At 67.9% G+C, this 22,569-nt stretch carries 20 protein-coding genes and 9 tRNA genes; 21 read left to right on the forward strand and 8 right to left on the reverse strand.

Annotated elements, in window-relative coordinates; all coding sequences use genetic code 11:
* The 3 genes from phoR to CEK65_RS18825 form a co-directional block, all read right to left on the reverse strand.
* A partial coding sequence (phoR, locus tag CEK65_RS18815) for a phosphate regulon sensor histidine kinase PhoR (protein WP_152182649.1) occupies positions 1-1,182 on the reverse strand: 1,182 nt, incomplete at its 3' end.
* 64 nt (positions 1,183-1,246) lie between these two features.
* Positions 1,247-1,936 (reverse strand): phosphate regulon transcriptional regulator PhoB, encoded by a 690-nt coding sequence (phoB, locus tag CEK65_RS18820; RefSeq protein ID WP_017907838.1) that lies wholly within the window; start codon positions 1,934-1,936, stop codon positions 1,247-1,249.
* Positions 1,937-2,019: 83 nt separating this feature from the next.
* Positions 2,020-3,663, reverse strand: coding sequence for a M48 family metalloprotease (locus CEK65_RS18825; protein ID WP_152182650.1), 1,644 nt, complete (start codon positions 3,661-3,663; stop codon positions 2,020-2,022).
* 148 nt (positions 3,664-3,811) lie between these two features.
* Between CEK65_RS18825 and grxC the strand changes: the two genes are divergently transcribed.
* The 3 genes from grxC to CEK65_RS18840 all read left to right on the forward strand — a co-directional run bounded on the left by grxC (position 3,812) and on the right by CEK65_RS18840 (position 5,705).
* Complete coding sequence (grxC, locus tag CEK65_RS18830; RefSeq protein WP_152182651.1) at positions 3,812-4,123, forward strand: glutaredoxin 3; 312 nt, start codon at positions 3,812-3,814, stop codon at positions 4,121-4,123.
* Complete coding sequence (locus CEK65_RS18835) at positions 4,120-4,533, forward strand: carboxymuconolactone decarboxylase family protein (RefSeq protein ID WP_017907835.1); 414 nt, start codon at positions 4,120-4,122, stop codon at positions 4,531-4,533. The genes grxC and CEK65_RS18835 overlap by 4 nt, the downstream gene beginning before the upstream one ends.
* A gap of 164 nt (positions 4,534-4,697) precedes the next feature.
* Positions 4,698-5,705: an isocitrate dehydrogenase gene (locus CEK65_RS18840; RefSeq protein ID WP_017907834.1), complete on the forward strand. Its 1,008-nt coding sequence runs from the start codon at positions 4,698-4,700 to the stop codon at positions 5,703-5,705.
* A 143-nt stretch (positions 5,706-5,848) separates the two neighbouring features.
* On the opposite strand, the gene CEK65_RS18845 is transcribed toward CEK65_RS18840, so the two are convergent.
* Positions 5,849-6,649: a Bax inhibitor-1/YccA family protein gene (locus CEK65_RS18845; protein WP_017917385.1), complete on the reverse strand. Its 801-nt coding sequence runs from the start codon at positions 6,647-6,649 to the stop codon at positions 5,849-5,851.
* Positions 6,650-6,802: 153 nt separating this feature from the next.
* Here CEK65_RS18845 and CEK65_RS18850 point away from each other — a divergent pair.
* The 14 genes from CEK65_RS18850 to CEK65_RS18915 all read left to right on the forward strand — a co-directional run bounded on the left by CEK65_RS18850 (position 6,803) and on the right by CEK65_RS18915 (position 16,813).
* Positions 6,803-6,879: transfer RNA gene (locus CEK65_RS18850), tRNA-Pro, on the forward strand.
* Between the two features lie 44 nt (positions 6,880-6,923).
* A tRNA-Arg gene (locus CEK65_RS18855) sits at positions 6,924-7,000 on the forward strand.
* Positions 7,001-7,034: 34 nt separating this feature from the next.
* Positions 7,035-7,111, forward strand: a tRNA-His gene (locus tag CEK65_RS18860).
* A gap of 75 nt (positions 7,112-7,186) precedes the next feature.
* Positions 7,187-7,262, forward strand: a tRNA-Lys gene (locus CEK65_RS18865).
* Between the two features lie 89 nt (positions 7,263-7,351).
* A tRNA-Leu gene (locus CEK65_RS18870) sits at positions 7,352-7,436 on the forward strand.
* 190 nt (positions 7,437-7,626) lie between these two features.
* Complete coding sequence (gene tig, locus CEK65_RS18875) at positions 7,627-8,922, forward strand: trigger factor (RefSeq protein ID WP_152182652.1); 1,296 nt, start codon at positions 7,627-7,629, stop codon at positions 8,920-8,922.
* 141 nt (positions 8,923-9,063) lie between these two features.
* Positions 9,064-9,690 (forward strand): ATP-dependent Clp endopeptidase proteolytic subunit ClpP, encoded by a 627-nt coding sequence (clpP, locus tag CEK65_RS18880; protein WP_017907831.1) that lies wholly within the window; start codon positions 9,064-9,066, stop codon positions 9,688-9,690.
* Between the two features lie 128 nt (positions 9,691-9,818).
* A complete protein-coding gene (gene clpX, locus CEK65_RS18885; RefSeq protein ID WP_017907830.1) occupies positions 9,819-11,105 on the forward strand; it encodes an ATP-dependent Clp protease ATP-binding subunit ClpX in 1,287 nt (428 codons plus the stop codon).
* A gap of 177 nt (positions 11,106-11,282) precedes the next feature.
* Positions 11,283-13,751 carry an endopeptidase La gene (lon, locus tag CEK65_RS18890; protein WP_152182653.1) on the forward strand — a complete coding sequence of 823 codons (2,469 nt, stop codon included), beginning with the start codon at positions 11,283-11,285 and terminating at the stop codon, positions 13,749-13,751.
* Positions 13,752-13,839: 88 nt separating this feature from the next.
* Complete coding sequence (locus tag CEK65_RS18895) at positions 13,840-14,253, forward strand: HU family DNA-binding protein (protein ID WP_157835168.1); 414 nt, start codon at positions 13,840-13,842, stop codon at positions 14,251-14,253.
* Positions 14,254-14,264: 11 nt separating this feature from the next.
* Positions 14,265-14,339 (forward strand) — tRNA-Val (locus tag CEK65_RS18900).
* Between the two features lie 27 nt (positions 14,340-14,366).
* Positions 14,367-14,443, forward strand: a tRNA-Asp gene (locus CEK65_RS18905).
* A gap of 117 nt (positions 14,444-14,560) precedes the next feature.
* A tRNA-Asp gene (locus CEK65_RS18910) sits at positions 14,561-14,637 on the forward strand.
* A gap of 187 nt (positions 14,638-14,824) precedes the next feature.
* A complete protein-coding gene (locus CEK65_RS18915; RefSeq protein WP_152182654.1) occupies positions 14,825-16,813 on the forward strand; it encodes a peptidylprolyl isomerase in 1,989 nt (662 codons plus the stop codon).
* Positions 16,814-17,002: 189 nt separating this feature from the next.
* On the opposite strand, the gene CEK65_RS21040 is transcribed toward CEK65_RS18915, so the two are convergent.
* From CEK65_RS21040 to gloB, 3 genes are all read right to left on the reverse strand, one after another.
* The gene (locus CEK65_RS21040) at positions 17,003-17,164 is read right to left on the reverse strand and encodes a hypothetical protein (RefSeq protein ID WP_193314839.1); all 162 of its coding nucleotides are present in this window, start codon (positions 17,162-17,164) and stop codon (positions 17,003-17,005) included.
* Positions 17,165-17,348: 184 nt separating this feature from the next.
* Positions 17,349-18,560 carry a lytic transglycosylase domain-containing protein gene (locus tag CEK65_RS18920; RefSeq protein ID WP_152182655.1) on the reverse strand — a complete coding sequence of 404 codons (1,212 nt, stop codon included), beginning with the start codon at positions 18,558-18,560 and terminating at the stop codon, positions 17,349-17,351.
* Positions 18,557-19,324, reverse strand: a complete 768-nt coding sequence (gene gloB / locus CEK65_RS18925; protein ID WP_043092954.1) for a hydroxyacylglutathione hydrolase — start codon at positions 19,322-19,324, stop codon at positions 18,557-18,559. Before gloB ends, CEK65_RS18920 begins: the two co-directional genes overlap by 4 nt.
* A 12-nt stretch (positions 19,325-19,336) precedes the next feature.
* Between gloB and CEK65_RS18930 the strand changes: the two genes are divergently transcribed.
* The 3 genes from CEK65_RS18930 to dnaQ are packed head-to-tail and all read left to right on the forward strand — an operon-like array spanning position 19,337 to position 21,234.
* Positions 19,337-19,996, forward strand: coding sequence for a hypothetical protein (locus CEK65_RS18930; RefSeq protein WP_193314838.1), 660 nt, complete (start codon positions 19,337-19,339; stop codon positions 19,994-19,996).
* Between the two features lie 12 nt (positions 19,997-20,008).
* The gene (gene rnhA, locus CEK65_RS18935; RefSeq protein WP_152182656.1) at positions 20,009-20,467 is read left to right on the forward strand and encodes a ribonuclease HI; all 459 of its coding nucleotides are present in this window, start codon (positions 20,009-20,011) and stop codon (positions 20,465-20,467) included.
* Between the two features lie 29 nt (positions 20,468-20,496).
* Complete coding sequence (dnaQ, locus tag CEK65_RS18940) at positions 20,497-21,234, forward strand: DNA polymerase III subunit epsilon (RefSeq protein ID WP_019801186.1); 738 nt, start codon at positions 20,497-20,499, stop codon at positions 21,232-21,234.
* 195 nt (positions 21,235-21,429) lie between these two features.
* Here the strand turns inward: dnaQ and CEK65_RS18945 are convergent, their stop codons facing one another.
* The gene (locus CEK65_RS18945; protein WP_017907821.1) at positions 21,430-22,134 is read right to left on the reverse strand and encodes a protein phosphatase 2C domain-containing protein; all 705 of its coding nucleotides are present in this window, start codon (positions 22,132-22,134) and stop codon (positions 21,430-21,432) included.
* A 210-nt stretch (positions 22,135-22,344) separates the two neighbouring features.
* Between CEK65_RS18945 and CEK65_RS18950 the strand changes: the two genes are divergently transcribed.
* Positions 22,345-22,435, forward strand: a tRNA-Ser gene (locus tag CEK65_RS18950).
* Positions 22,436-22,569: the final 134 nt, after the last annotated feature.

The following is a 22,569-nucleotide window of genomic DNA, read 5'->3' on the forward strand; positions in this document are numbered from 1 at the left end:
CAGGCCCAGGCCGGTGCCGCCGCTCTCGCGCGAGCGGCTGCTGGAGACGCGGTAGAAGCGCTCGGTGATCCGCGGCAGGTGATGCGCGGGAATGCCGTAGCCGCTGTCGCGCACCGCCAGCACCGCGCCATCGCCCTCGCGGGCGAAGGTGATGCGGATGGTGCCGCCGGCCGCGGTATAGCGCACCGCGTTGGTGACCAGGTTGGAGAAGGCGCTGTGCAGTTCCTTGTTGGAGCCGACCAGGTCGCAATCGGCCTCGTCGTGGACCTCGATGCGGTGCCGGCCCTGGCTGTGCGCCTCGGCCTCGCGGCGCAGCGTGGCCAGCATCGGCGCCATCGCGATCGACTCCTCGTTGGCGTGTTCCTGCGATTCCAGCCGCGACAGGGTCAGCAGGTCCTCGACCAGTTGGGTCATGCGCTGCGACTGCTTGCGCATCTCGGCGATCATCGGCCCCGAATCCGGGAAGTCCTCCGGGTCGAGCATGTCCAGGTAGCCGTGGACCACGGTCAGCGGCGTGCGCAACTCGTGCGAGACGTTGGCGACGAAATCCCGGCGCACCTGCTCCAGTTGCAGCAGCTTGCTGACGTCGCGCGCGACCAGCAGCCAGTGGTCGTCGGAATAGGGAATCAGGCGCAGGTTCAGGCGCAGGCGGTCGTCGACCGGGGAGGGCATGTCCAGCATCGGCTCGGCGTTGCGGCCGCCGCTGAGCCAGTGCGCCAGCGGCATCGGCTGCAGTCGCTCCACCACCGGCGCGCCGAGGTCGCCGGGGTGGCGCAGGCCGAGCAGGGTGCCGGCTGCTTCGTTGAACCATTGGATGCGCTGGCTGTTGCGGTCCACCACCACCACCGCATCCGGCAGCGCCGCGGCGGCGGCGCGGTAGGCGCGCAGCATGTCCAGCAGGCGCCGCTTGCGCACGCGCATTTCCGCCTGGCTGCGGTACAGCAGCCGGTCCAGTTCGTTCCACACGCCGGTGCCGGCCGGCGGCTCCCAGCGCTGGCGCGCGGTCAGCCGCCGCAGCACCCGCCGCAGCCGCCAGTAGTGCCAGCCCATCACCCCCAGCGACATCAGGGTCAGCGCCATCCACACATGGCCGCCGATCCAGCCGATCAGCAACGCCAGCAACAGCAGGCCGGCGAGCGTGCCGAGGGTCTTCAACCAGGCGGAGCGGATGTGGCGGGGCATCGGGAACGCACTCTGTCGCAAAGGATCGTGATCCGTCCGCCGTTATAGCAGGCGAAGGCGGCGGTCAGATGGACGCAGAGAAGCGATAGCCGGAACCGCGGACGGTCTGCACCATGTTTTCCACCGAGAACGGCTCCAGCGTCTTGCGCAGGCGGCGGATGTGCACGTCGATGGTGCGCTCTTCCACGTAGACGCTGCCGCCCCAGACGTGATCGAGCAACTGCGCGCGGCTGTAGACGCGCTCGGGATGGGTCATGAAGAAGTGCAGCAGGCGGTACTCGGTCGGGCCGATCGGCACCGGCGCCTCGCCGGCGAACACCCGGTGCGCGGCGCCGTCGATGCGCAGGCTGCCGACCGAGACGCTGCCGTCCTCGTCGTCCTCGCGGGTGCGGCGCATCACCGCGCGGATCCGCGCCAGAAGCTCGCGTGCCGAGAACGGCTTGACCACGTAGTCGTCGACGCCGGCCTCCAGGCCGCCGACGCGGTCGTTCTCCTCGCCGCGGGCGGTGAGCATGATGATCGGCACTTCGCGGGTCATCGCATCCTTGCGCCAGCGCCGGGCCAGTTCCAGGCCGCTGGTGCCGGGCAGCATCCAGTCCAGCAGGATCAGGTCCGGGACCCGGTCGGCGATCGAGGTCTGCGCTTCGCGGGCATCGCCGGCGTGCACCGGCTCGAAGTCGCCCTTGCGCAGGGCGAACGCGACCATGTCGCGGATGGCCGGCTCGTCGTCGACGATCAGGATGCGTTTCTGCACAACGGCACCGTGGAACTGGGGAGGAAGGTCGCCAGTAGACTACGGTTTTATTACGTTTGAGTGACGCCTGACACGGGCGCGTTTCAGCGCCGTTGCATGTCCGGGTCCTGCACGCCCTGGCGGCGCAGTTCCAGAACCGTCGGGGTGATCGCGGCGATGCGGGCGTCGATGCGCGCGCGCGCCACGTAGTCCAGGTCGCTGCGCTTCTTCAGGTTGCTCAGCTGGATCAGGGCCTGCTCCGGATGCCCGTTCAGGTAGGCCGCCTCGGCATAGGCCTCGCCGGCGCGGGTGTCGTCGCCGGCCAGTTCGCAGGCGCGGGCGAAGGTGCGCTGGAACACCGGGTCCTCCGCGGCCGCCCCGAGCAGCGGCCGCAGCACCGCCTGGGCGCGCTGGCCGGCCTGGCGGCCGCCCTGCTCGTTGAGGGCGGTCGCATAGCTCAGCGCCACCGCCCGGTTGCTGGGCATGCGCTTGACCAGCGCCTCGAAGCGCTGGTCGGCGGCCTGGTTGCGGCCGGCCTTGGCCTCGGCCTCGGCCACCGCCACGGTCAGCCACCAGTTGTCCGGGTGCGCCTGCAGCAGGCTTTCCAGCGTCTGCGCGACCTCCTGCGCACTGCCGCCGGCACGCAGCCGGGCCAGCGCCAGGCCATAGCGCTGGGCATCGCTCAGGCCCTGTTTGCTGCCCTGGCGCAGGCCTTCGTACTCGCGGATCGCATCGGCCGGGGTGTTGGCGCTGAACACCCGCAGCCGCTCGCGGGCCCATTCGAACTGGCCGCTGGGGCCGCGCGCGTAGTTGGCGAACGGCAGTTGCAGGCCGCCCGGCAGCAGCGGGTTGCTGGGCGCGCCCAGCGGCTGGCTCAGCGACACGTCGTTCGGATCGACGCGCTCCTTCAGGGTGCCGCCGGGCACGCTGGTGGTCAGGGTCAGGGTGTTCTTCTTCATCTGCTCGGCGCGCTCGTGGGCCTCGCTGATGCGGGTGGTGGTGACCGGGTGGGTCATCAGGAAGTCCGGGGTGCTGTAGCCGCCCTGGTTGCCGCGCATCGCCAGCGACATGCGCTCGAAGAAGCCGGCCATCGCGTCGACGTCGTAGCCGCTGCGCGCCAGGGTGCGGATGCCCAGGCGGTCGGCCTCCGATTCGTTGGAGCGGGTGTAGTCGATCTGCCGCTGCTGCATCAGCCCCAGGCCGCTGGCGATCGCCGCCTGGGTGGCGTCGCCGCTGGAGCGCCCGCCGGCCTGCTGCGCCGCGACCACCGCGGCGAGCATGCCGAGCAGGATCGGGATCTGGTCGCGCTGCGCCCGCTCGACCCCGCGCAGCACGTGCTGCTGGGTGACGTGGGCGATCTCGTGCGACAGCACCGCGGCCACCTCGTCCTCGCGCTCGGCGGTCAGTACCAACCCGGCGTTGACCGCCACGTAGCCGCCGAGGGTGGCGAAGGCGTTGATCTGGCGGTCGCGCAGCATGAAGAAGGTGAACTTCTGCTGCGGCTGGTCGCTGTTGGCGCCGAGCCGGGTGCCCATGGTCTGCAGCCAGTCGTCGATCAGCGGGTCCTCGAGCACGTAGCCGTAGCTGCGCAGCTCGGCCAGCATCATCTTGCCGTACTCGGCCTGGCGCGCCGGGGTCAGCAGCTCGCCGGCCGAGGAGCCGATGTCCGGCAGCTTGTTCTCCTGGGCCGGCGCCACGGCGCAGGCGGTGGCCAGGGTGATCGCGAAGGCGAGCGGCAGCAGGCGCAAGACAGGCTCCAGGGGGCAGGCGGACGCCGGGTGGCGGCCGGGACGACGGTGAATCCGGGATGATTCGCAGTGTTGCGGCAGCGGCCTCGAAAATCCACCCGGCCGCTACCATAGTGGCTTGGACCTTCTACACCGCCCGGAGTTTCCCGTGGACAACCCAACTGCCGACACCGGCCACGCCGGCGGCCCGCCGATCACCCTCTATTCCACCGCGATCTGCCCCTACTGCGTGGCGGCCAAGAACTTCCTCAAGAGCAAGGGCCGCAGCTGGAACGAGGTGCGGATCGACCTGGACCCGGCAGAGCGCGAAAAGATGGTCGCGCTGGCGCGGCGCACCAGCGTGCCGCAGATCTTCGTCGGCGACGTCCACGTCGGCGGCTACGACGACATGATGGCGCTGCACCGTGCCGGCAAGCTGGAGCCGCTGCTCGACGGCCACGCCCCCGAGGTGCAGGCATGAGCGGCGCCGCGACGGGCGAGGGCGGCGCATCCGGGGAGGACCGGGTCCGCGCGTTCACCGAGTTCCGCCAGCGCATGAACCAGCGCATCCTGGCCGAGCCGAACCAGGTGGTGCGGCGCTTCTTCGCGCTGGATACCCAGACCTACCAGGCCGGCGCCCTGGACGTGAAGACCAAGGAACTGCTCGGCCTGGTCGCCTCGCTGGTGCTGCGCTGCGACGACTGCATCAGCTACCACGTGGCCCAGTGCAAGGAGGCCGGGGTCAGCCGCGAGGAGTTCTTCGAGACGTTCTCGGTGGGCCTGGTGGTCGGCGGCTCCATCGTGATCCCGCACCTGCGCCGCGCCGTGGACTTCCTCGACACGCTGGAGGCCGGCGAGGCCGCCGCGCCAGCGCAGCACGCGCACGACTGAGCCGGCTTCGGGCTGCCCCGATGGCCACCGGCGCCCGCGCCGGAGGCCGTCCGGTTTTGGGCGCCTTCACCGGCTTCGGGCATAATTACCGCTGAAACCTCCTTGCGCCTGCAGCCCCGGTTCCCGGGCGGCGCTCCCCCCTCTTGTACGGAAACCGCAACCCTATGACGCAGACAATCACGGTCATCCGTGGCGATGGCATCGGCCCGGAGATCATGGACGCCACGCTGTTCGTGCTCGACGCGCTGAACGCCGGCCTCACCTACGAATACGCCGATGCGGGCCTGGTGGCGCTGGAGAAGCACGGCGACCTGCTGCCGGCCGCCACGCTGGAGTCGATCCGCAAGAACAAGGTGGCGCTGAAGAGCCCGCTGACCACGCCGGTGGGCGAGGGCTTCAGCTCGATCAACGTGGCCATGCGCCGCCAGTTCGACCTGTACGCCAACGTGCGTCCGGCCAAGTCGTTCCCCAACACCAAGTCGCGCTTCGGCGCCGGCGTGGACCTGATCACCGTGCGCGAGAACACCGAAGGCGCCTACCTGAGCGAAGGCCAGGAAGTGTCCGCCGACGGCGAGACCGCACTGTCGATGGCCAAGGTGACCCGCAAGGGTTCCGAGCGCATCGTCCGCTACGCCTTCGACCTGGCCCGCGCGACCGGCCGCAAGAAGGTCACCGCGGTGCACAAGGCCAACATCATCAAGTCAACCTCGGGCCTGTTCCTGAAGGTGGCGCGCGACGTGGCGGCGAACTACCCGGAGATCGAATTCCAGGAAATGATCGTCGACAACGCGTGCATGCAGTTGGTGATGCGCCCGGAGCAGTTCGACATCATCGTCACCACCAACCTGTTCGGCGACATCCTGTCGGACCTGTGCGCCGGCCTGGTCGGCGGCCTGGGTCTGGCCCCGGGCGCCAACATCGGCGTGGACGCGGCGATCTTCGAAGCCGTGCACGGCTCGGCCCCGGACATCGCCGGGCAGGGCAAGGCCAACCCGTGCGCGCTGCTGCTGGGCGCGGCGCAGTTGCTGGACCATATCGGCCAGCCGCAGAACGCCGAGCGCCTGCGCAACGCCATCGTCGCCACGCTGGAAGCCAAGGACGGTCTGACCCCGGACCTGGGTGGCAGCGGCAACACCATGGGCTTCGCCAAGGCCATCGCCAGCCGCCTCTGAGCGTCCGGAAGATCGCAGAAAAAAGAAAGGGCGCCCCAGGGCGCCCTTTCTTTTGCTCGGAAACTTGTCTGAAGCCAAGCCCGCTCATCGATCAAGGGGAGTTCGCTTTTACGATTCCCCAATCCCGATTCCCGACTCCCGGCTTAGTTCCGCGACTGCAGCTTCGACAGCAGGCGCAGGAACTCCAGGTACAGCCACACCAGCGTCACCATCAGGCCGAACGCGCCGTACCACTCCATGTACTTGGGTGCGCCCTGTTCGACGCCGCTCTCGATGAAGTCGAAGTCCAGTACCAGGTTCAGCGCCGCCACCACCACCACGAACAGACTGAACAGGATGCCGACCGTGCCGGAGGCGTGGATGTAGGGGATCTGGATGTTGAAGAAGCCCAGCACCATGGTCGCCAGGTACACCAGCGCGATGCCGCCGGTGGCCGCGACCACGCCCAACTTGAAGTTCTCGGTGGCCTTGATCATGCCGCTGCGGTAGGCGAACAGCATCGCGAACAGGGTGCCGAAGGTCAGCAGCACGGCCTGCAGCACGATGCCGTTGAAGCGCACTTCGTACATCGCCGAGATCGATCCCAGGAAGAAGCCTTCCACCAGCGCGTACAGCGGCGCGGTGATGGGCGACCATTCCTTCTTGAAGATCGTGATCAGGGCCAGGATGAAGCCGCCGATCAGGCCGCCCAGCGCGTAGCCGGCCACGCCAGGAGCGATCATCGCGTTGCCCGCGGCATCGATCGAAACCGACTGGCTCCAGGCGAATACGGCGGTGAGCGCTGTCAGCATCAACAGGATGCCGGTCTTGTTGGCGGTGCCGTTCAGGGTCATCGCACCGCTGTCGCGCGCGACGACCGTGCCGTTGCCGGGCGAGACCACGTTGCCGCTGTGCAGATCGAGGAAGGTGGATTCCTTCAGGGCGGGGTTGCCGCTGCGAAGCATGCTGTTTTCTCCTTCAAAATGGCTCTCGGCCGATGCCGATGGCAAGCCGTGAGCATAGCGCAGGCGATGTTGCGTGCATGCGACGTTGACAGCGGGCCGCAAGCTTCCCACAATAGCCGACCTTTCCGGCCTTGGCCGCGAGGGATGTTCCGCCGGGGTATAGCGCAGTCTGGTAGCGCGCCTGCTTTGGGAGCAGGATGTCGGGGGTTCGAATCCCTCTACCCCGACCAATCCGATGTCCAACGGCGGAAAGGAATGCGACAATCCAGCCAGGGCGCCCGTAGCTCAACTGGATAGAGCACCGGCCTTCTAAGCCGGCGGTTACAGGTTCGATTCCTGTCGGGCGCGCCACATGGCGCCGGGCAGGAGATGCAAGGTTTCAATGGTGGCTGTAGCTCAGTTGGTTAGAGTACTGGATTGTGATTCCAGATGTCGGGGGTTCGAGTCCCCTCAGCCACCCCATTGATCGCGTGACCCGATGCTTCGCGGGTGTTGCAACGAAGCAAAAAAGCACATAGAATGTGCGACTCAGTTTCAGGGCCGTTAGCTCAGTTGGTAGAGCAGTTGACTCTTAATCAATAGGTCCAAGGTTCGAATCCTTGACGGCCCACCAAAACGAAAGGCACCTGCTCCGGCAGGTGCCTTTTTCTTTGCCGGCCGGCCTGCAACAATGTGCCGGCAGGCGCCTTCCGGCGCCGCAGCGCGAAAGTGGCGGAATTGGTAGACGCCCTGGTTTTAGGTACCAGTGCCGCAAGGCGTAGGGGTTCGAGTCCCCTCTTTCGCACCATCCAGCCCCCGATGGCCCCTTGTGGCGATGGCGGGTTCGGCGTCGCCACGGCGGCGTCCCGGCCCTGCGCTGGCAGGCGCCGCGGGAATAGGCGAAACTATCCGGCTGCGGCGGCTGTCCCGTGCCCGCGCCAACCCGTACTTTTCTACATCGTGCCGAGAGCCGTGGGCTCCCGGTGGCAGGAGTCCACATGCAAGCTTCGATCGAAACCACCGGTACCCTGGAACGGCGTCTGACCTTCACCCTGCCGGAGGATCGCCTGGAAACCCATGTCGGCGGCCGCCTGCGCGAAGTCGCGCGCACCGCGCGGATCAAGGGCTTCCGTCCGGGCAAGATTCCGGCCAAGGTGATCGAGCAGCGGTTCGGGCCGCAGATCCGCGCCGAGGCGCTGGACGGCCTGCTGCGCGAGACCTTCGACTCGGCCGTGCGCGAGCACGAACTGCGCCTGGCCGGCAACCCGCGCATCGACCGCGCCGGCGACAACGAACTGCAGTTCGTGGCCACCTTCGAAGTGGTGCCGGACTTCGGCGACATCGACGTCTCGACGCTGCAGGTGATCCGCCACACCGCCGAGGTCACCGACGCCGACATCGAGCAGATGATCGAGAACCTGCGCCTGCAGCGTCGTACCTGGCAGCCGGCCGCGCGTCCGGCGCAGGACGGCGACCTGGTGACCCTGGAGACCTGGTCGCAGGTCGGCGACGAACGTCTGCCGGCCGAGGGCGTGGAGAAGGGCAGCAGCGTGATCGGCTCGGGCGTCATGTTCCCGGCGATCGAGCAGGGCCTGGTCGGCCTGTCCAAGGACGAAGAGAAGACCCTGACCGTCGACTTCCCGGTCGACTGGCGCGTGCCGCAGTTCGCCGGCAAGCAGGTCCAGGTCCATGTGAAGGCGGTCGACGTGGCCGCGCCGGTGCTGCCGGACGTGGACAAGGAGTTCATCAAGAGCTTCGGCGTGAAGAGCGGCGATGCCGAGCAGTTCCGCAAGGACATCCGCATCAACCTCGAGCGCGAGCTCAAGGGCGCGCTGATGAACCGCCTGCGTCGCGAAGTCGGCGAGCAGCTGATCGCCGCCTACGCCTCGGTCGAAATGCCGCCGCGCCTGGTCGAGAACGAAGCGCGCGCCATGCTGGCGCAGCAGGTCGAGCAGATGCGCCGTTCGGGCCGCGACCCGGGCCAGGTGCCGGACGACGCCCATCAGGGCTTCATGGACGCCGCGCGCAAGCGCGTGCTGGTCGGCCTGCTGGTCGGCGAGGTCGCCCGCCGCAACGAGCTGCGCCTGGACCCGAAGCGGGTCTCGGAGACGCTGCGCCTGATCGCCTCGACCTACGAAGAGCCGGAACAGGTCATTGAGATGTACCGCAACGATCCCCAGTTGATGGGGGGACTGCAGAGCCGTGTGATGGAAGAGCAGGTGATCGACTGGATCGCCGAGCGCGCCCAGCACACCGAGCAGGCGATGTCGTTCCAGGACGCGATCCGTCAATAAGACGGCGCGTCGCCGCGTTGCGCAGCCGACCTGCGCGACGCGGATCCCGTTTCACCTCCCCGCGGCGGCGGGGCGCAACACGATGCGAAGCCCTGCACACCCCCGTGCAGGGACGGACCCCGAGCAGCAGGAGATCACCGCGTGGACAATGTGACCAAGGCCTTGAATCTGGTTCCGATGGTGGTCGAACAGACCAGCCGCGGCGAGCGCGCCTACGACATCTATTCGCGCCTGCTGAAGGAGCGCCTGATCTTCCTGGTCGGCCCGATCGACGACCATATGGCCAATGTGATCGTGGCTCAGCTGCTGTTCCTGGAAGCGGACAATCCGGAGAAGGACATCAGCATCTACATCAATTCGCCGGGTGGCGTGGTCACCGCCGGCATGGCGATCTACGACACCATGCAGTACATCAAGCCGGACGTGAGCACCATCTGCGTCGGCCAGGCCGCCTCGATGGGCGCGCTGCTGCTGGCGTCGGGCGCGGCCGGCAAGCGCTATGCGCTGCCGAACTCGCGGGTGATGATCCACCAGCCGCTGGGCGGCTTCCAGGGCCAGGCCACCGACATCGACATCCACGCCCGCGAGATCCTGACGCTGCGCGCGCGGCTGAACGAAATCCTGGCCAAGCACACCGGCCAGTCGCTGGAAACCATCGCCCGCGACACCGAGCGCGACAACTTCAAGAGCGCCGTCGACGCGCAGGCCTACGGCCTCGTCGACCAGGTCCTGGAGCGTCGTCCGGATGAGTCCATCCAGCCGGCATAAGGCTTGCATGTACTGCAAAACGCAGCGTATTCCGCAGGGCCGGGGTCGGGCTAGCGTCCTCCCGGCCCTGTGCTATTCTCGAAATCGAACCCCCGTTCATCGGGTGGGGTAACTGGGTAAGCGAAGCAATGAGCGAAGACCGGCAAGGCCGTTCCGGCGACAGCAACAAGATCCTGTACTGCTCGTTCTGCGGCAAGAGTCAACACGAGGTCCGTAAGCTGATCGCCGGGCCCAGCGTGTTCATCTGCGACGAATGCGTCGAGTTGTGCAACGACATCATCCGCGAGGAGCTCGAGGAGAAGGCGCAGTCGGCACGCAGCAGCCTGCCCAAGCCGCGCGAGATCCTGGAAGTGCTCGACCAGTACGTGATCGGCCAGCAGCGCGCCAAGCGCACGCTCGCCGTGGCCGTGTACAACCACTACAAGCGCATCGAGAGCCGGCAGAAGAACGACGAGGTCGAACTGGCCAAGTCCAACATCCTGCTGGTCGGTCCGACCGGCTCGGGCAAGACGCTGCTGGCCGAGACGCTGGCGCGCCTGCTCAACGTGCCGTTCACCATCGCCGATGCGACCACGCTGACCGAGGCCGGCTACGTCGGCGAGGACGTGGAGAACATCATCCAGAAGCTGCTGCAGAAGTGCGACTACGACGTCGACAAGGCGCAGCAGGGCATCGTCTACATCGACGAGATCGACAAGATCTCGCGCAAGAGCGAGAACCCGTCCATCACCCGCGACGTGTCCGGCGAAGGCGTGCAGCAGGCGCTGCTGAAGCTGATCGAAGGCACGGTCGCCTCGGTGCCGCCGCAAGGCGGGCGCAAGCATCCGCAGCAGGAATTCCTGCAGGTGGACACCAAGAACATCCTGTTCATCTGCGGCGGCGCGTTCGCCGGCCTGGACAAGGTGATCCAGCAGCGCTCCAACGACGCCGGCGGCATCGGCTTCGGTGCCAAGGTGAAGAGCTCCGAGCGCAAGCGCGAGGTCGGCAAGATCCTGGCCGACGTCGAGCCGGAAGACCTGATCAAGTTCGGCCTGATCCCCGAGTTCGTCGGCCGCCTGCCGGTGGTCGCCACGCTCGAGGAGCTGGACGAGCCGGCGCTGATCAAGATCCTCACCGAGCCGAAGAACGCCATCACCAAGCAGTTCAAGAAGCTGTTCGAGATGGAAGGCGTGGAGCTGGAGTTCCGCCAGGACGCGTTGCTGGCCATCGCCAAGAAGGCGCTCAAGCGCAAGACCGGCGCGCGCGGCCTGCGCACCATCGTCGAGTCGGTGCTGCTGGACACGATGTACGAGCTGCCGTCGCAGGAAAACGTCAGCAAGGTGGTGGTGGACGAGTCGGTGATCGAGCACAAGTCCGAGCCGTACCTGATCTACCAGACCCCGCCGGCGGCGCCGAAGGTCGCCTCCGCGGAGTGACCTGGGCGGGCGGTGCGCGGCGACCCCGTCCCGCGCCCCGTGCCTGCCGGTAAGTCGCTGAAAAATAAAGGGTTTATGCGCTCCCCTTGCATCGTCCAGCCGATGGCCCCATAACGGGGCCATCGGCGTTTTTATGGCCGCCCGCATCGCGTTCCCGCCTCCCAAATCGGAATCCTCATGGCCCAGTCCCAATCCGAAGTCCTCGACCTGCCGGTCCTGCCGTTGCGCGACGTCGTGGTCTTCCCGCACATGGTCATCCCGCTGTTCGTCGGTCGCGACAAATCCATGCGCGCGCTCGAGCACGCGATGGAGGCCGACAAGCGCATCCTGCTGGTCGCGCAGAAGTCCGCCGAGACCGACGACCCGGCGGCGGCCGACCTGTACAACGTCGGCACGCTGGCGCAGGTGCTGCAACTGCTGAAGCTGCCCGACGGCACCATCAAGGTGCTGGTCGAGGGCCTGTCGCGGGTCAGCGTCGACAAGGTCGCCGAGCGCGACGGCGCGCTGCAGGGCGAAGGCCGCGAGATCGACGCCGCCGAATCGCGCGAGGAGCGCGAAGTCGAGGCGATCGCGCGCTCGCTGATGTCGCTGTTCGAGCAGTACGTCAAGACCAACCGCAAGCTGCCGCCGGAGCTGCTGCAGACCTTGTCCGGCATCGACGAGCCCGGCCGCCTGGCCGACACCATCGCCGCGCACATCGGCGTGCGCCTGGCCGACAAGCAGCGCCTGCTGGAAACCCTGGAAGTGGGCGAACGCCTGGAGATGCTGGTCGGCCTGGTCGACGGCGAGATCGACGTGCAGCAGCTGGAGAAGCGCATCCGCGGCCGGGTCAAGTCGCAGATGGAGAAGAGCCAGCGCGAGTACTACCTCAACGAGCAGATGAAGGCGATCCAGAAGGAACTGGGCGACCTCGACGATGCACCGGGCGAGCTGGAGGAGCTGGCGCGCAAGATCGCCGAGGCCGGCATGCCCAAGCCGGTGGAGACCAAGGCCAAGGCCGAACTCAACAAGCTCAAGCAGATGTCGCCGATGTCGGCCGAAGCCGCGGTGGTGCGCAACTACCTCGACTGGCTGCTGGGCGTGCCGTGGAAGAAGCGCAGCAAGGTGCGCAAGGACCTGAAGGTCGCGCAGGAAACCCTCGACGCCGATCACTACGGCCTGGAGAAGGTCAAGGACCGCATCCTCGAATACCTCGCGGTGCAGTCGCGGGTGAAGCAGATGAAGGGGCCGATCCTGTGCCTGGTCGGACCGCCGGGCGTGGGCAAGACCTCGCTGGGCCAGTCCATCGCCAAGGCCACCAACCGCAAGTTCGTGCGCATGTCGCTGGGCGGCGTGCGCGACGAGGCGGAGATCCGCGGCCATCGCCGGACCTACGTCGGCTCGATGCCCGGTCGCATCGTGCAGAACCTCAACAAGGTCGGCAGCAAGAACCCGCTGTTCGTGCTCGACGAGATCGACAAGATGTCGATGGATTTCCGCGGCGATCCGTCCTCGGCGCTGCTGGAAGTGCTCGACCCCGAGCAGAACAACGCCTTCAACGACCACTACCTGGAAGTGGACCTGGACCTGTCCGAAGTGATGTTCGTGGCGACCTCCAATTCGCTGAACATCCCCGGCCCGTTGCTGGACCGCATGGAAGTGATCCGCATCCCCGGCTACACCGAGGACGAGAAGCTCAACATCGCCGCACGCTACCTGGTGCCCAAGCAGCTCAAGGCCAATGGCCTGAAGCAGGACGAGCTGGAGATCGGTGCCGACGCGATCCGCGACATCGTGCGCTACTACACGCGCGAATCCGGCGTGCGCAACCTCGAGCGCGAAGTGGCCAAGATCTGCCGCAAGGTGGTCAAGGAGATCGCCCTGGCCGGTCCGCAGCCGGCCGCCCCGGCGAAGAAGGCCGCAGCGAAGAAGGGCGCCGCGCGCAAGGACAAGGCGCGCGTCAGCGTCGGCTCGAAGAACCTGGACAAGTACCTGGGCGTGCGCCGCTACGACTTCGGCCGTGCCGAGGAGCAGAACGAGATCGGCCTGGTGACCGGCCTGGCCTGGACCGAGGTCGGCGGCGATCTGCTGCAGATCGAATCGACCCTGGTTCCGGGCAAGGGCGCGGTGATCCTGACCGGCCAGCTCGGCGACGTGATGAAGGAATCGGCGTCGGCCGCATTGTCGGTGGTGCGTTCGCGCGCCGAGCGGCTCGGCATCGAGGCGGACTTCCTGCAGAAGCACGACGTGCACCTGCACGTGCCCGACGGCGCCACGCCGAAGGACGGCCCCAGTGCCGGCATCGCGATGGTGACCTCGCTGGTGTCGATGCTGACCAAGGTGCCGGTCAAGTCGGAGGTGGCGATGACCGGCGAGATCACCCTGCGTGGCCGCGTCTCGGCGATCGGCGGGCTCAAGGAGAAGCTGCTGGCCGCATTGCGCGGCGGCATCCGCACCGTGCTGATCCCCGAGGAGAACCGCAAGGATCTGGCCGACATCCCGGAGAACGTCACCCGCGATCTGAAGATCGTGCCGGTGAAGTGGATCGACGAAGTGCTGGATCTGGCACTGGAGCGCCCGCTCGCGCCCAAGCCCGTCGCCGACGCCGAACAGGCGCCGTCGCGGCGCAAGCAGAAAGCATCCTCGAACCCGCGCGTCAAGCACTGACGCGCGCTGAACCGCGCCCGCGCAAACGGCTCAAACCCGCGCCGTTGTTGGCTTTTCGGCTTGCGCGGGTATGGGCCCGCTGGTATAAATGCAGCGCTTGCGAGCACCGCGAACGGGCGTGCTTGGTAGTGCAAAACATATCCATCGGGGTCTCGCCCAGGCGAGGCAGGCCACGCCGACACCCGATCCTCAATCCGCGGTCTTCTGCCGCACATGGAGTCATCAAGAAATGAATAAAGCCGAACTGAACGACGCGATCGCCGCTGCCGCCGATATCTCCAAGGCCGAAGCCGGTCGTGCCATCGACGCCTTCGTGTCGGAAGTGACCAAGGCCCTGAAGAAGGGCGACAGCGTCACGCTCGTGGGCTTCGGCACCTTCCAGGTGCGCGACCGTGCCGAGCGCACCGGCCGCAACCCGAAGACCGGCGACTCCATCAAGATCGCGGCGTCGAAGAATCCGACGTTCAAGGCTGGTAAAGCGCTGAAGGATGCCGTAAACTAATCGACTCGCTAGGGTGCTTAGCTCAGCGGTAGAGCGTCTCCTTTACACGGAGAGGGTCGGGGGTTCGAAACCCTCAGCACCCACCAGAGCACCAAGCGACAAGTTTCAAAAGCGGAGTGGTAGTTCAGTCGGTTAGAATGCTGGCCTGTCACGCCGGAGGTCGCGGGTTCGAGTCCCGTCCACTCCGCCAGTTGTACCGAAGCCCCCGAGCGATCGGGGGTTTCGTTTCTCGCAGTCGCCGCCACGCGCCAGCGTTGGCCCGGCCGCTGCGGGAAAGTGGGCCTCGCGCCCGCCTCCGTTCAAACGCGGAGTGGTAGTTCAGTCGGTTAGAATGCTGGCCTGTCACGCCGGAGGTCGCGGGTTCGAGTCCCGTCCACTCCGCCATTTGTACGCGAAACCCCCGAGCGATCGGGGGTTTCTTTTTTTCCGCAGCGTGCTGGTTTTGGTCCTCGATGCGCTCCGGATTCGCCGCCTCGACGCATGAGCGGCGCGGGTTGCCGGGCCGCCGGTTCTGCCGCAAGGCGTGAAGCGGGTTAAACTGCGCGGCTCGCCAATAGGCCGTCGGTTCCCAATGCTGCAGAAACTTCGCGAAAAGACCTCGGGCTGGATCGCCACCGCGATCATCGGTCTGTTGATGATTCCGTTCCTGTTCGTCATCGACAACAGCTACCTCGGTGGCGTCGGTGCCAACAACGTCGCCAAGGTGCAGGCGCCGCCGTCGTGGTGGTCGTCGGCGCCGTCGTGGTGGCCGGTGTCGCTGCTGTGGCAGCACCACGAAGTGAGCACGGAGCAGTTCCGTACCCGCTTCGAGCAGGCGCGCATCCAGGCGCGCGAACAGCAGGGCGAGAACTTCGATCCGCGCGCGTTCGAAAGCATCGACAACAAGCGCAAGCTGCTCGATCAGCTGATCGACGAGCAGGTGGCGAAGCTGTCGGCAGAACGCGCCGGCGTGGTCATCGGCGATGCCGCGGTGCGCGATTACATCAGCTCCATGCCTGCGTTCCAGAACGACGGCAAGTTCGATCCGGAGCGCTACCGCCTGGCCCTGGCCTCGGGCACGCCGCCGCGTACGCCGACCATGTTCCAGCAACTGGTGCGCGACGCGCTGCAGCAGTCGGTGATTCCGTCGGGCATCGCCGAATCGGCGTTCGCCACCAAGCCGGAAACCGAGCGCCTGCTGAAGATGCTGGGCGAGACCCGCGACGTGGAGATGGCGTTGTTGCCGGAAATGCCGGCCGACACCGCACCGGTCAGCGACGCGCAGGTGCAGCAGTGGTACGACTCGCACAAGTCGGACTTCAAGCAGCCGGAAACCGTGACGATCGAGTACGTCGACCTCAACGCGGCCAGCCTGCCGCCGGTCAAGCCGGCCGACGAGGCGACGCTGCGCAAGCGCTACGACGACGAGAAGGCGCGCTTCGTCGAGCCCGATCAGCGGCTGGCTTCGCACATCCTGATCAGCGCCGGCAAGGACGCGGCCTCGCAGAAGGCGGCCGAGGCCAAGGCGGCCAAGCTGGCGGCCGAAGCCAAGCAGCCCGGCGCCGATTTCGCCGCGCTGGCCCGCGCCAACTCCGACGATCCTGGTTCCAAGAACGCCGGCGGCGATCTGGGCTGGGTGGAGAAGGGCGTGATGGTGAAGCCGTTCGAGGACGCGCTGTTCGCGATGAAGCCCGGCGAGATCGTCGGCCCGATCAAGAGCGAGTTCGGCTATCACGTGATCCAGCTGCGCCAGGTCAAGGGCGGCGAAGGCAAGTCGTTCGAGCAGGTGCGCGACCAGCTCGCCAGCGAGCAGTTGAAGGCCGACAGCGAGAAGGCCTTCAGCGACCTGAGCGGCAAGCTGGTGGACCTGGTCTACAAGAACCCGACCGCGCTGGCTTCGGCGGCGAAGGAAGTGGGACTGCCGGTGCAGACGCTGGGGCCGTTCTCGCGCGCCACCGCCAGCGGCATCGCCGCACAGCCGGCGGTGCTGCGCGCTGCGTTCTCCGACACCCTGGTGCAGGACGGCACGGTCAGCGACCCGATCAACCTGGGGCCGAACCACAGCGTGCTGATCCGCGTGACCCAGCACCAGCCGGAGCAGATCCAGCCGCTGGCCAAGGTGCACGAACAGGTCGTGGCCGCGGTGCATGCCGACCGCACCGCCAAGGCGGCCGCTGCCAAGGCCGATGCGCTGCTGGAGCGTTTGCGCAAGGGCGAGACCCTGCAGGCCCTGGCCGGCCTGGAGAAGCTGCAGATCAACCCGATGCCGGGTCTGCCGCGCAACGTGCCGATGCCGAGTGCGCAGGCCAGCCAGGCGATCTTCAGCGCGCCGCAGCCGGCCGACGGCAAGCCGTCGGTGGGCAAGGTCGAGCTGCCTGCCGCGCCGGGCACCGTGGGCAAGCGCTATGCGCTGTTTGCGGTCACCAAGGTGACGCCGGGCGACCTGAGCAAGGTGCCGGCCGAGCAGCAGGCGATGTTCCAGCAGCAGCTGGCGCGGATCGAAGGCGAGGCCGATGCCAAGGCCTACGTCGATGCGATGCGCAAGCACTTCAAGATCAGCGTGCAGGAATCGCAGCTGTAACCGCTGCTTCGACAGCGTAAAGCGGCACGCAACAGGCCCGGCATTGCCGGGCCTGTTGCGTTTCAGGGGCATCGACGTGTGCGTGGCTGATCGACGTGCGCGCGTCGCCGTGGGGAGAGGCGCGGCAAGTGCAGGCATGCGGCTGTGGTCGCCGGCAGGCTTGGTGGTGGCGAAGGGGCGGCAAGCGCGTCACGCCGTCGCCTTCGTCTGGCACGAGGCGCTGTGCGCGTGGCGATCGAGGCATAACTGCTGCCGCAGCCGCGCGTTGCACTTGCTCCACATGCTGGTCCACATGTTGTGCAGCGCCGTCGGCACCACCGGCATTGCGCGCCTGGCCAGGATCTTCTTCACGCCGGACTAGGGGCAAGGCGCGCAGTTGTCGTCGGTGCTGGATGCCGTGATAGGCCTGCCTTGCAGGCGATCATGCTGGTCGTAGGCGCGGGGAAACGGGTGGTCATCCCCGCAGCGTGGCTGCACATCCGCGGACGTTGTTGCAGCATGGGCCGGAGCTCGTCCCGCCGCAGCGGGAGCGCGATCAGTCCTCGTAGCTCAGCACCATGCCGGGACGCAGCACGCTGCGCGCGGACAGGCCGTTCTTCATCAGCAGCGCCTGCACGGTGATGCCGTAGCGCTTGGCGATGTTCCAGGCGGTGTCGCCGTCGCGCACGGTGTGCGTGTGGCGGGAGCGTGCGCCGGCGCGCTTGGCACGGTCCGGCGCGGGAGTGTCGTCGGCGCTGGCCACGGTGGCGACGACCGGGGTGTCGTCCTGCGCCGGCGGCGTGGTGTCCTGGGCCAGCACGGGGCCGCCCAGACTGCGCGGCGCCAGCACCGGCAGTGCGCGCTTGGCGCTGCGGCCGTTGCCCAGGGCCGGGTTCAGCCGGGCGAGCTGGTTGCCCTGCAGCGCCTGGCGCCGCGCCCATTCGTCCAGTGCCATGCCGGCGGGCAGGGTCTGCGCCTGCAGGATCGGCACGTCGCGATCCAGCGAGGCCATCCATTCGTCGCGGGTCTGCGCCTGTTCCAGCACGCAGGCCAGCGCGTGCAGTTTCTCGACGTAGGCGTAGGTGACCGAGGACAGCCCGGGCAGCTTGTCCGGCTGCGCGTTCTGCGCGTTCATGCCGGCGCGGCGCATCGACTGCAGCACGCGGTATTCGCCGGCGTTGTAGGCCATGATCGCCAGGCGCCAGTCGCCGCCGAACATGCCGTGCAGGGTCTTCAGATAGCGCACTGCGGCGCGGGTGGAGTCCACCGCGGACAGACGGCCGTCGTAGCCGTTCTCCAGCGGGACATCGTGGTTGCGCGCGGTACCGGGGATGAACTGCCACAGGCCGGCGGGGCCGCTGCTGTTGCGCGCGGCCGGGCGGTAGCCGCTCTCCACGAACGGGATCAGCGCGAATTCGGTCGGCAGATTGGCCGCACGCAGTTCGTCGACCACGTAGCCGAACAGCGGCAACACGTCCTCGTCCTCGTCGGCCAGCCGCGACGGCGCGCGCGAGAACTGCTGCTGCCAGCGCGCGTCGGTGGCGCCGGCGTCGCAGCGCGCGTCGGCCAGGCCGTCGCGGAAGCGGGCGAGGATGTCGTGCCCGTTACGGGTGGTCGGCGGCGGCAGTGCCGCCGCGTCCGTCGGCAGGCCGTTCAGGCCCGCCACGGTCTGCTCGAGTGCCGCCGCAAGCGGAGTCGCGGCCGCCGCGGGGGGCGCCGCCGACGCTATCGCCAGCGTCAGCGCCGCCGTCAACGCCAGCGCCCTCATGCGCGGAAATCGTCTTTCCAGCGCCTCAATTCGGCGAAGACTTCCACTTCGTCGGACACCCCCCGGCCGAGCCGGGCGCCGATCGCCTGCTGGATCGCCGCCGAAGCGGTGCGCAGGAACGGATTGGTGGCCAGTTCGCTGGCGAGCGTGACGGGAACGGTGGGGCGGGCAGCGTGACGCATGGCCTGGGCTTCCTGATGGCGCTGCCGCAGGGCAGCGTTGGTGGGATCGACCGTGACGGCGAATGCCGCATTGGCCAAGGTGTATTCGTGTCCGCAGCAGACCAGCGTCTGCCCCGGGAGGGCGGACAGGCGCTGCAGCGAACCCAACATCTGGGAGGGCGTACCTTCGAACATGCGCCCACAGCCCAGGCTGAACAGCGTATCGCCGCTGAACAGATGGCCCTGGCCGACGTAGGCCAGGTGCGAGCGGGTATGGCCGGGGACGGCCAGGGTATCGAACTGCCAGTCCAGCACCTTCACGACCTCGCCATCTCCGACCCGCTCGCACGAAAATCCGGCAATGCGGGGGTCGTCCGGCGCGTACACCGGCAGATCCGGCCAGCGTTCGCGCAAGGCGGCGACGCCACCGATATGGTCGTCGTGGTGATGGGTGAGCAGGATGGCGGCGGGTTGCAGCCCTTGGGCCGCGGCCTCCAGCACCGGCTCGGCCTGGCCTGGATCGACCAGCAACGCACGCCCGTCGTCCGTGGCGATCGCCCAGATGTAGTTATCCTGGAATGCGGGCAGGGCGATCAGTCGCATAGAATTGGCACCATGCCTGCCGTGTCGCTCCCTCGTCAAGCCAACGTCTCATCCTGGTTTGATACTGCCGGGGCGCAGGCGTTGCTGCAGACCGAGCAGCCGCTGATCCTCGACGCCTTGCTCAAGCGCCCCGCGCAGCCCTGGCTGTGGCTGGCCCCGGTGCCGCTACCGCCCCCCGCGCGCGAGCTGCCGGGGCGGGGCGTGCGCCTGCACCGCAGCGCCTGCGGCTACGCCGGCGACCTGGTGTGCACGCTGCCACTGCCGCTGCCGTCGGAAAGCGTCAACGCCATCGTCCTGCAGCACGTGCTCGCCGCCGACGCGGCGGCGCTGCTGGAGGAATGCGAGCGCATCCTGATGCCGGGCGGGCGGCTGTGGCTGTTCGCGCTCAATGCAGTGAGCCCGTACCGGCTGCGCTGGCGCCGCCAGGGCCTGGTGGCGCGTCCGCCAGGTAGCTGGCGTGGCCTGCTCGAACAGGTCGGCCTGCCGTGCGTGGAGCAACTGCGCTATCTCGGGCCGGTGTGGCCGACCCGCGGCGGCGTCGGCCCGGCCACCTCCACCGCGCCGCTGCGCGCGGTCTGCCTGCTGCAGGCGGAAAAACGCACCGCCGCCGGCATCGGCCCCATTCCGTTGCGCGCGCCGGTCCGCTGGCGCGGCTCGGTCGCTTCCATCTGAACACGGAGTTTCATGAAGACTGTCGACATCCATACCGATGGCGCCTGCCTCGGCAATCCCGGCCCCGGCGGCTGGGCCGCGCTGCTGCGCTACAAGGGACTGGAGCGCGAGGTGGCCGGCGCCGAGGCGCACACCACCAACAACCGCATGGAGCTGATGGCCGCGATCATGGCGCTGGAGACGCTCAACGAGCCGTGCCAGATCGTGCTGCACACCGACTCGCAGTACGTGCGCCAGGGCATCACCGAATGGATGCCGAGCTGGGTGCGCCGGCAGTGGAAGACCGCCGGCGGCGATCCGGTCAAGAACCGCGATCTGTGGGAGCGGCTGCATGCGGCCGCGCAGCGGCATACGATCGACTGGCGCTGGGTCAAGGGCCACAACGGTGATCCGGACAACGAGCGGGTCGACCAGCTGGCGCGCAACCAGGCCCTGCACGTGCGCGCCGGCGGCGCCGCCGTCGCGACCTGATCTTGTCTTCCTTTTCCGCTGCGAGTCCCATGCGTCAGATCATCCTCGATACCGAAACCACCGGCCTGGAATGGAAGAAGGGCAACCGTGTCGTCGAAATCGGCGCGGTGGAACTGCTCGAACGCCGCCCCAGCGGGCGCAACTTCCATCGCTACCTGCGCCCGGACTGCGATTTCGAACCCGGCGCGCAGGAAGTCACCGGCCTGACCCTGGATTTCCTTGCCGACAAGCCGGAATTCCACGAGGTGGTCGACGAATTCCTGGAGTTCATCGACGGCGCCGAGCTGATCATCCACAACGCCTCGTTCGACCTGGGCTTTCTGGATTACGAACTGTCGCGGCTGGGCGAGTCCTACGGCCGCATCCTCGATCGCGCCACGGTGATCGACACCCTGCTGCTGGCGCGCGAGCGCTTTCCGGGTCAGCGCAATTCGCTGGACGCGCTGTGCAAGCGGCTGGGCGTGGACAACTCGCACCGGCAACTGCACGGCGCGCTGCTCGATGCGCAGATCCTCAGCGACGTGTACATCGCGCTGACCTCCGGTCAGGAGGAGATCGGTTTCGCCCTGGCCGAGGACGGCGCCGCGCATGCGGCGGCGCAGGGGCCGGCATTCGACATGACCATGCTGTTGCCGCGGCCGCGGGTGGTGCCGACGGCCTCGGAACTGGAAGCGCACCAGGCGCGGCTGGAGAAGCTGCGCAAGAAGGCCGGCCGCGCGCTGTGGGACGACGCCGAACCGGTCGTGGCGGACGCGGTGGCTGGCTGAAGGGCACCTCGAATGACGGTGGGACGTCTGTTGTAGAGCGGCGTCAGCCGCGACGGGGCGTTCCCGGTAAAGCCCTGTCGCGGCTGCAACTGCTCCTGCAGGGCAGCCTGGCCGGCTTGAGCGTTGAGAATGCAGTATCCAGCGGTGCCCTGACGTGGCTTGCGCGGCCGGAGCGGCGGTCGCGCCGCACCGAATTCAGTGACAGCGCACCAGGATCGCGGTGATGTTGTCCGAGCCGCCTTCGTCGAGCGCGGCGGCGACCAGCATGTCCACGCATTCCTGCGCGCTGCAGTCGTCGTGGCCCAGCGCGTTGGCCAGGCCGGCATCGTCCACTTCCTCGGTGAGCCCGTCGCTGCACAGCAGTAGGCGCATGCCCGGGCGCAGCTCGCCGGTCATCGTCGCCACGTTCAGGTGCTGCGGATCGGTGACGCCCAGCGCCTGGGTGACCACGTTGCGGTGCGGATGCGCGCGCGCCTGCTCGGCGGTGAGCGCGCCCTGCGCGATCAGTTCCTGCACGTAGCTGTGGTCCTGGCTGAGCTGGGCCAGCTTGCCGTCGCGCCACAGGTAGGCGCGGCTGTCGCCGACCCAGGCCACCTCGAAGCGGTTGCCCTGGACCCGCGCCGCCACCACCGTGGTGCCCATCGGCAGGGTGTCGTTGCGGCGCTGCGAGGCGCGGATGATCTCCTCGTCGGCGATGCGGATGGCCTGCGCCAGCGCGGTGCCGCCACGCACTTCACGGACGATGGCCTCGCGCGCCAGGGCGCTGGCGACCTCGCCGCAGGCATGGCCGCCCATGCCGTCGGCCACCAGCCACAGCCCCAGTTCGTGGTCGCCGTAGTAGGTGTCCTCGTTGAGGTCGCGGCGCAGGCCGACGTGGGTGAGGTGTCCGAATTCGATCATTGCGCGCCTGCGGCCGGCCGGTGTTTTCTGGGGTCGACGGGCATCATCGCGGTCGCGCGCGGATCAAGCAATCGCCGCGCGCGGCACGCAGCAGGCGGGGTTCATCGCCCCGCGGCGCCGGGGCGCTTGCGGGGGGCTCGGCGCCTGCCCGCTTGTCCGCGCGCGGCGGGGACCGTATGATGCACGCCCCCGGTCCGCCGGGGACCACCCGGGAAGGTGGCAGAGTGGTTGAATGTACCTGACTCGAAATCAGGCAGGCGTTTATAGCGCCTCGGGGGTTCGAATCCCCCCCTTCCCGCCAGTTTCATCGCGCGCGCATCCTCCAGCGGTCGCAGAGTGTGATCGGTGCAGGAGTGGGGGGTGAGAAGCCCCGCGGGTTCGACCCATCGGCGACAGCCGATGCGCACGGCGCAGCCGCCCGCAGGGCGAGGTGCA

Source organism: Xanthomonas sp. LMG 12459 (assembly GCF_009192905.1).
Lineage (GTDB): Bacteria > Pseudomonadota > Gammaproteobacteria > Xanthomonadales > Xanthomonadaceae > Xanthomonas_A > Xanthomonas_A sontii.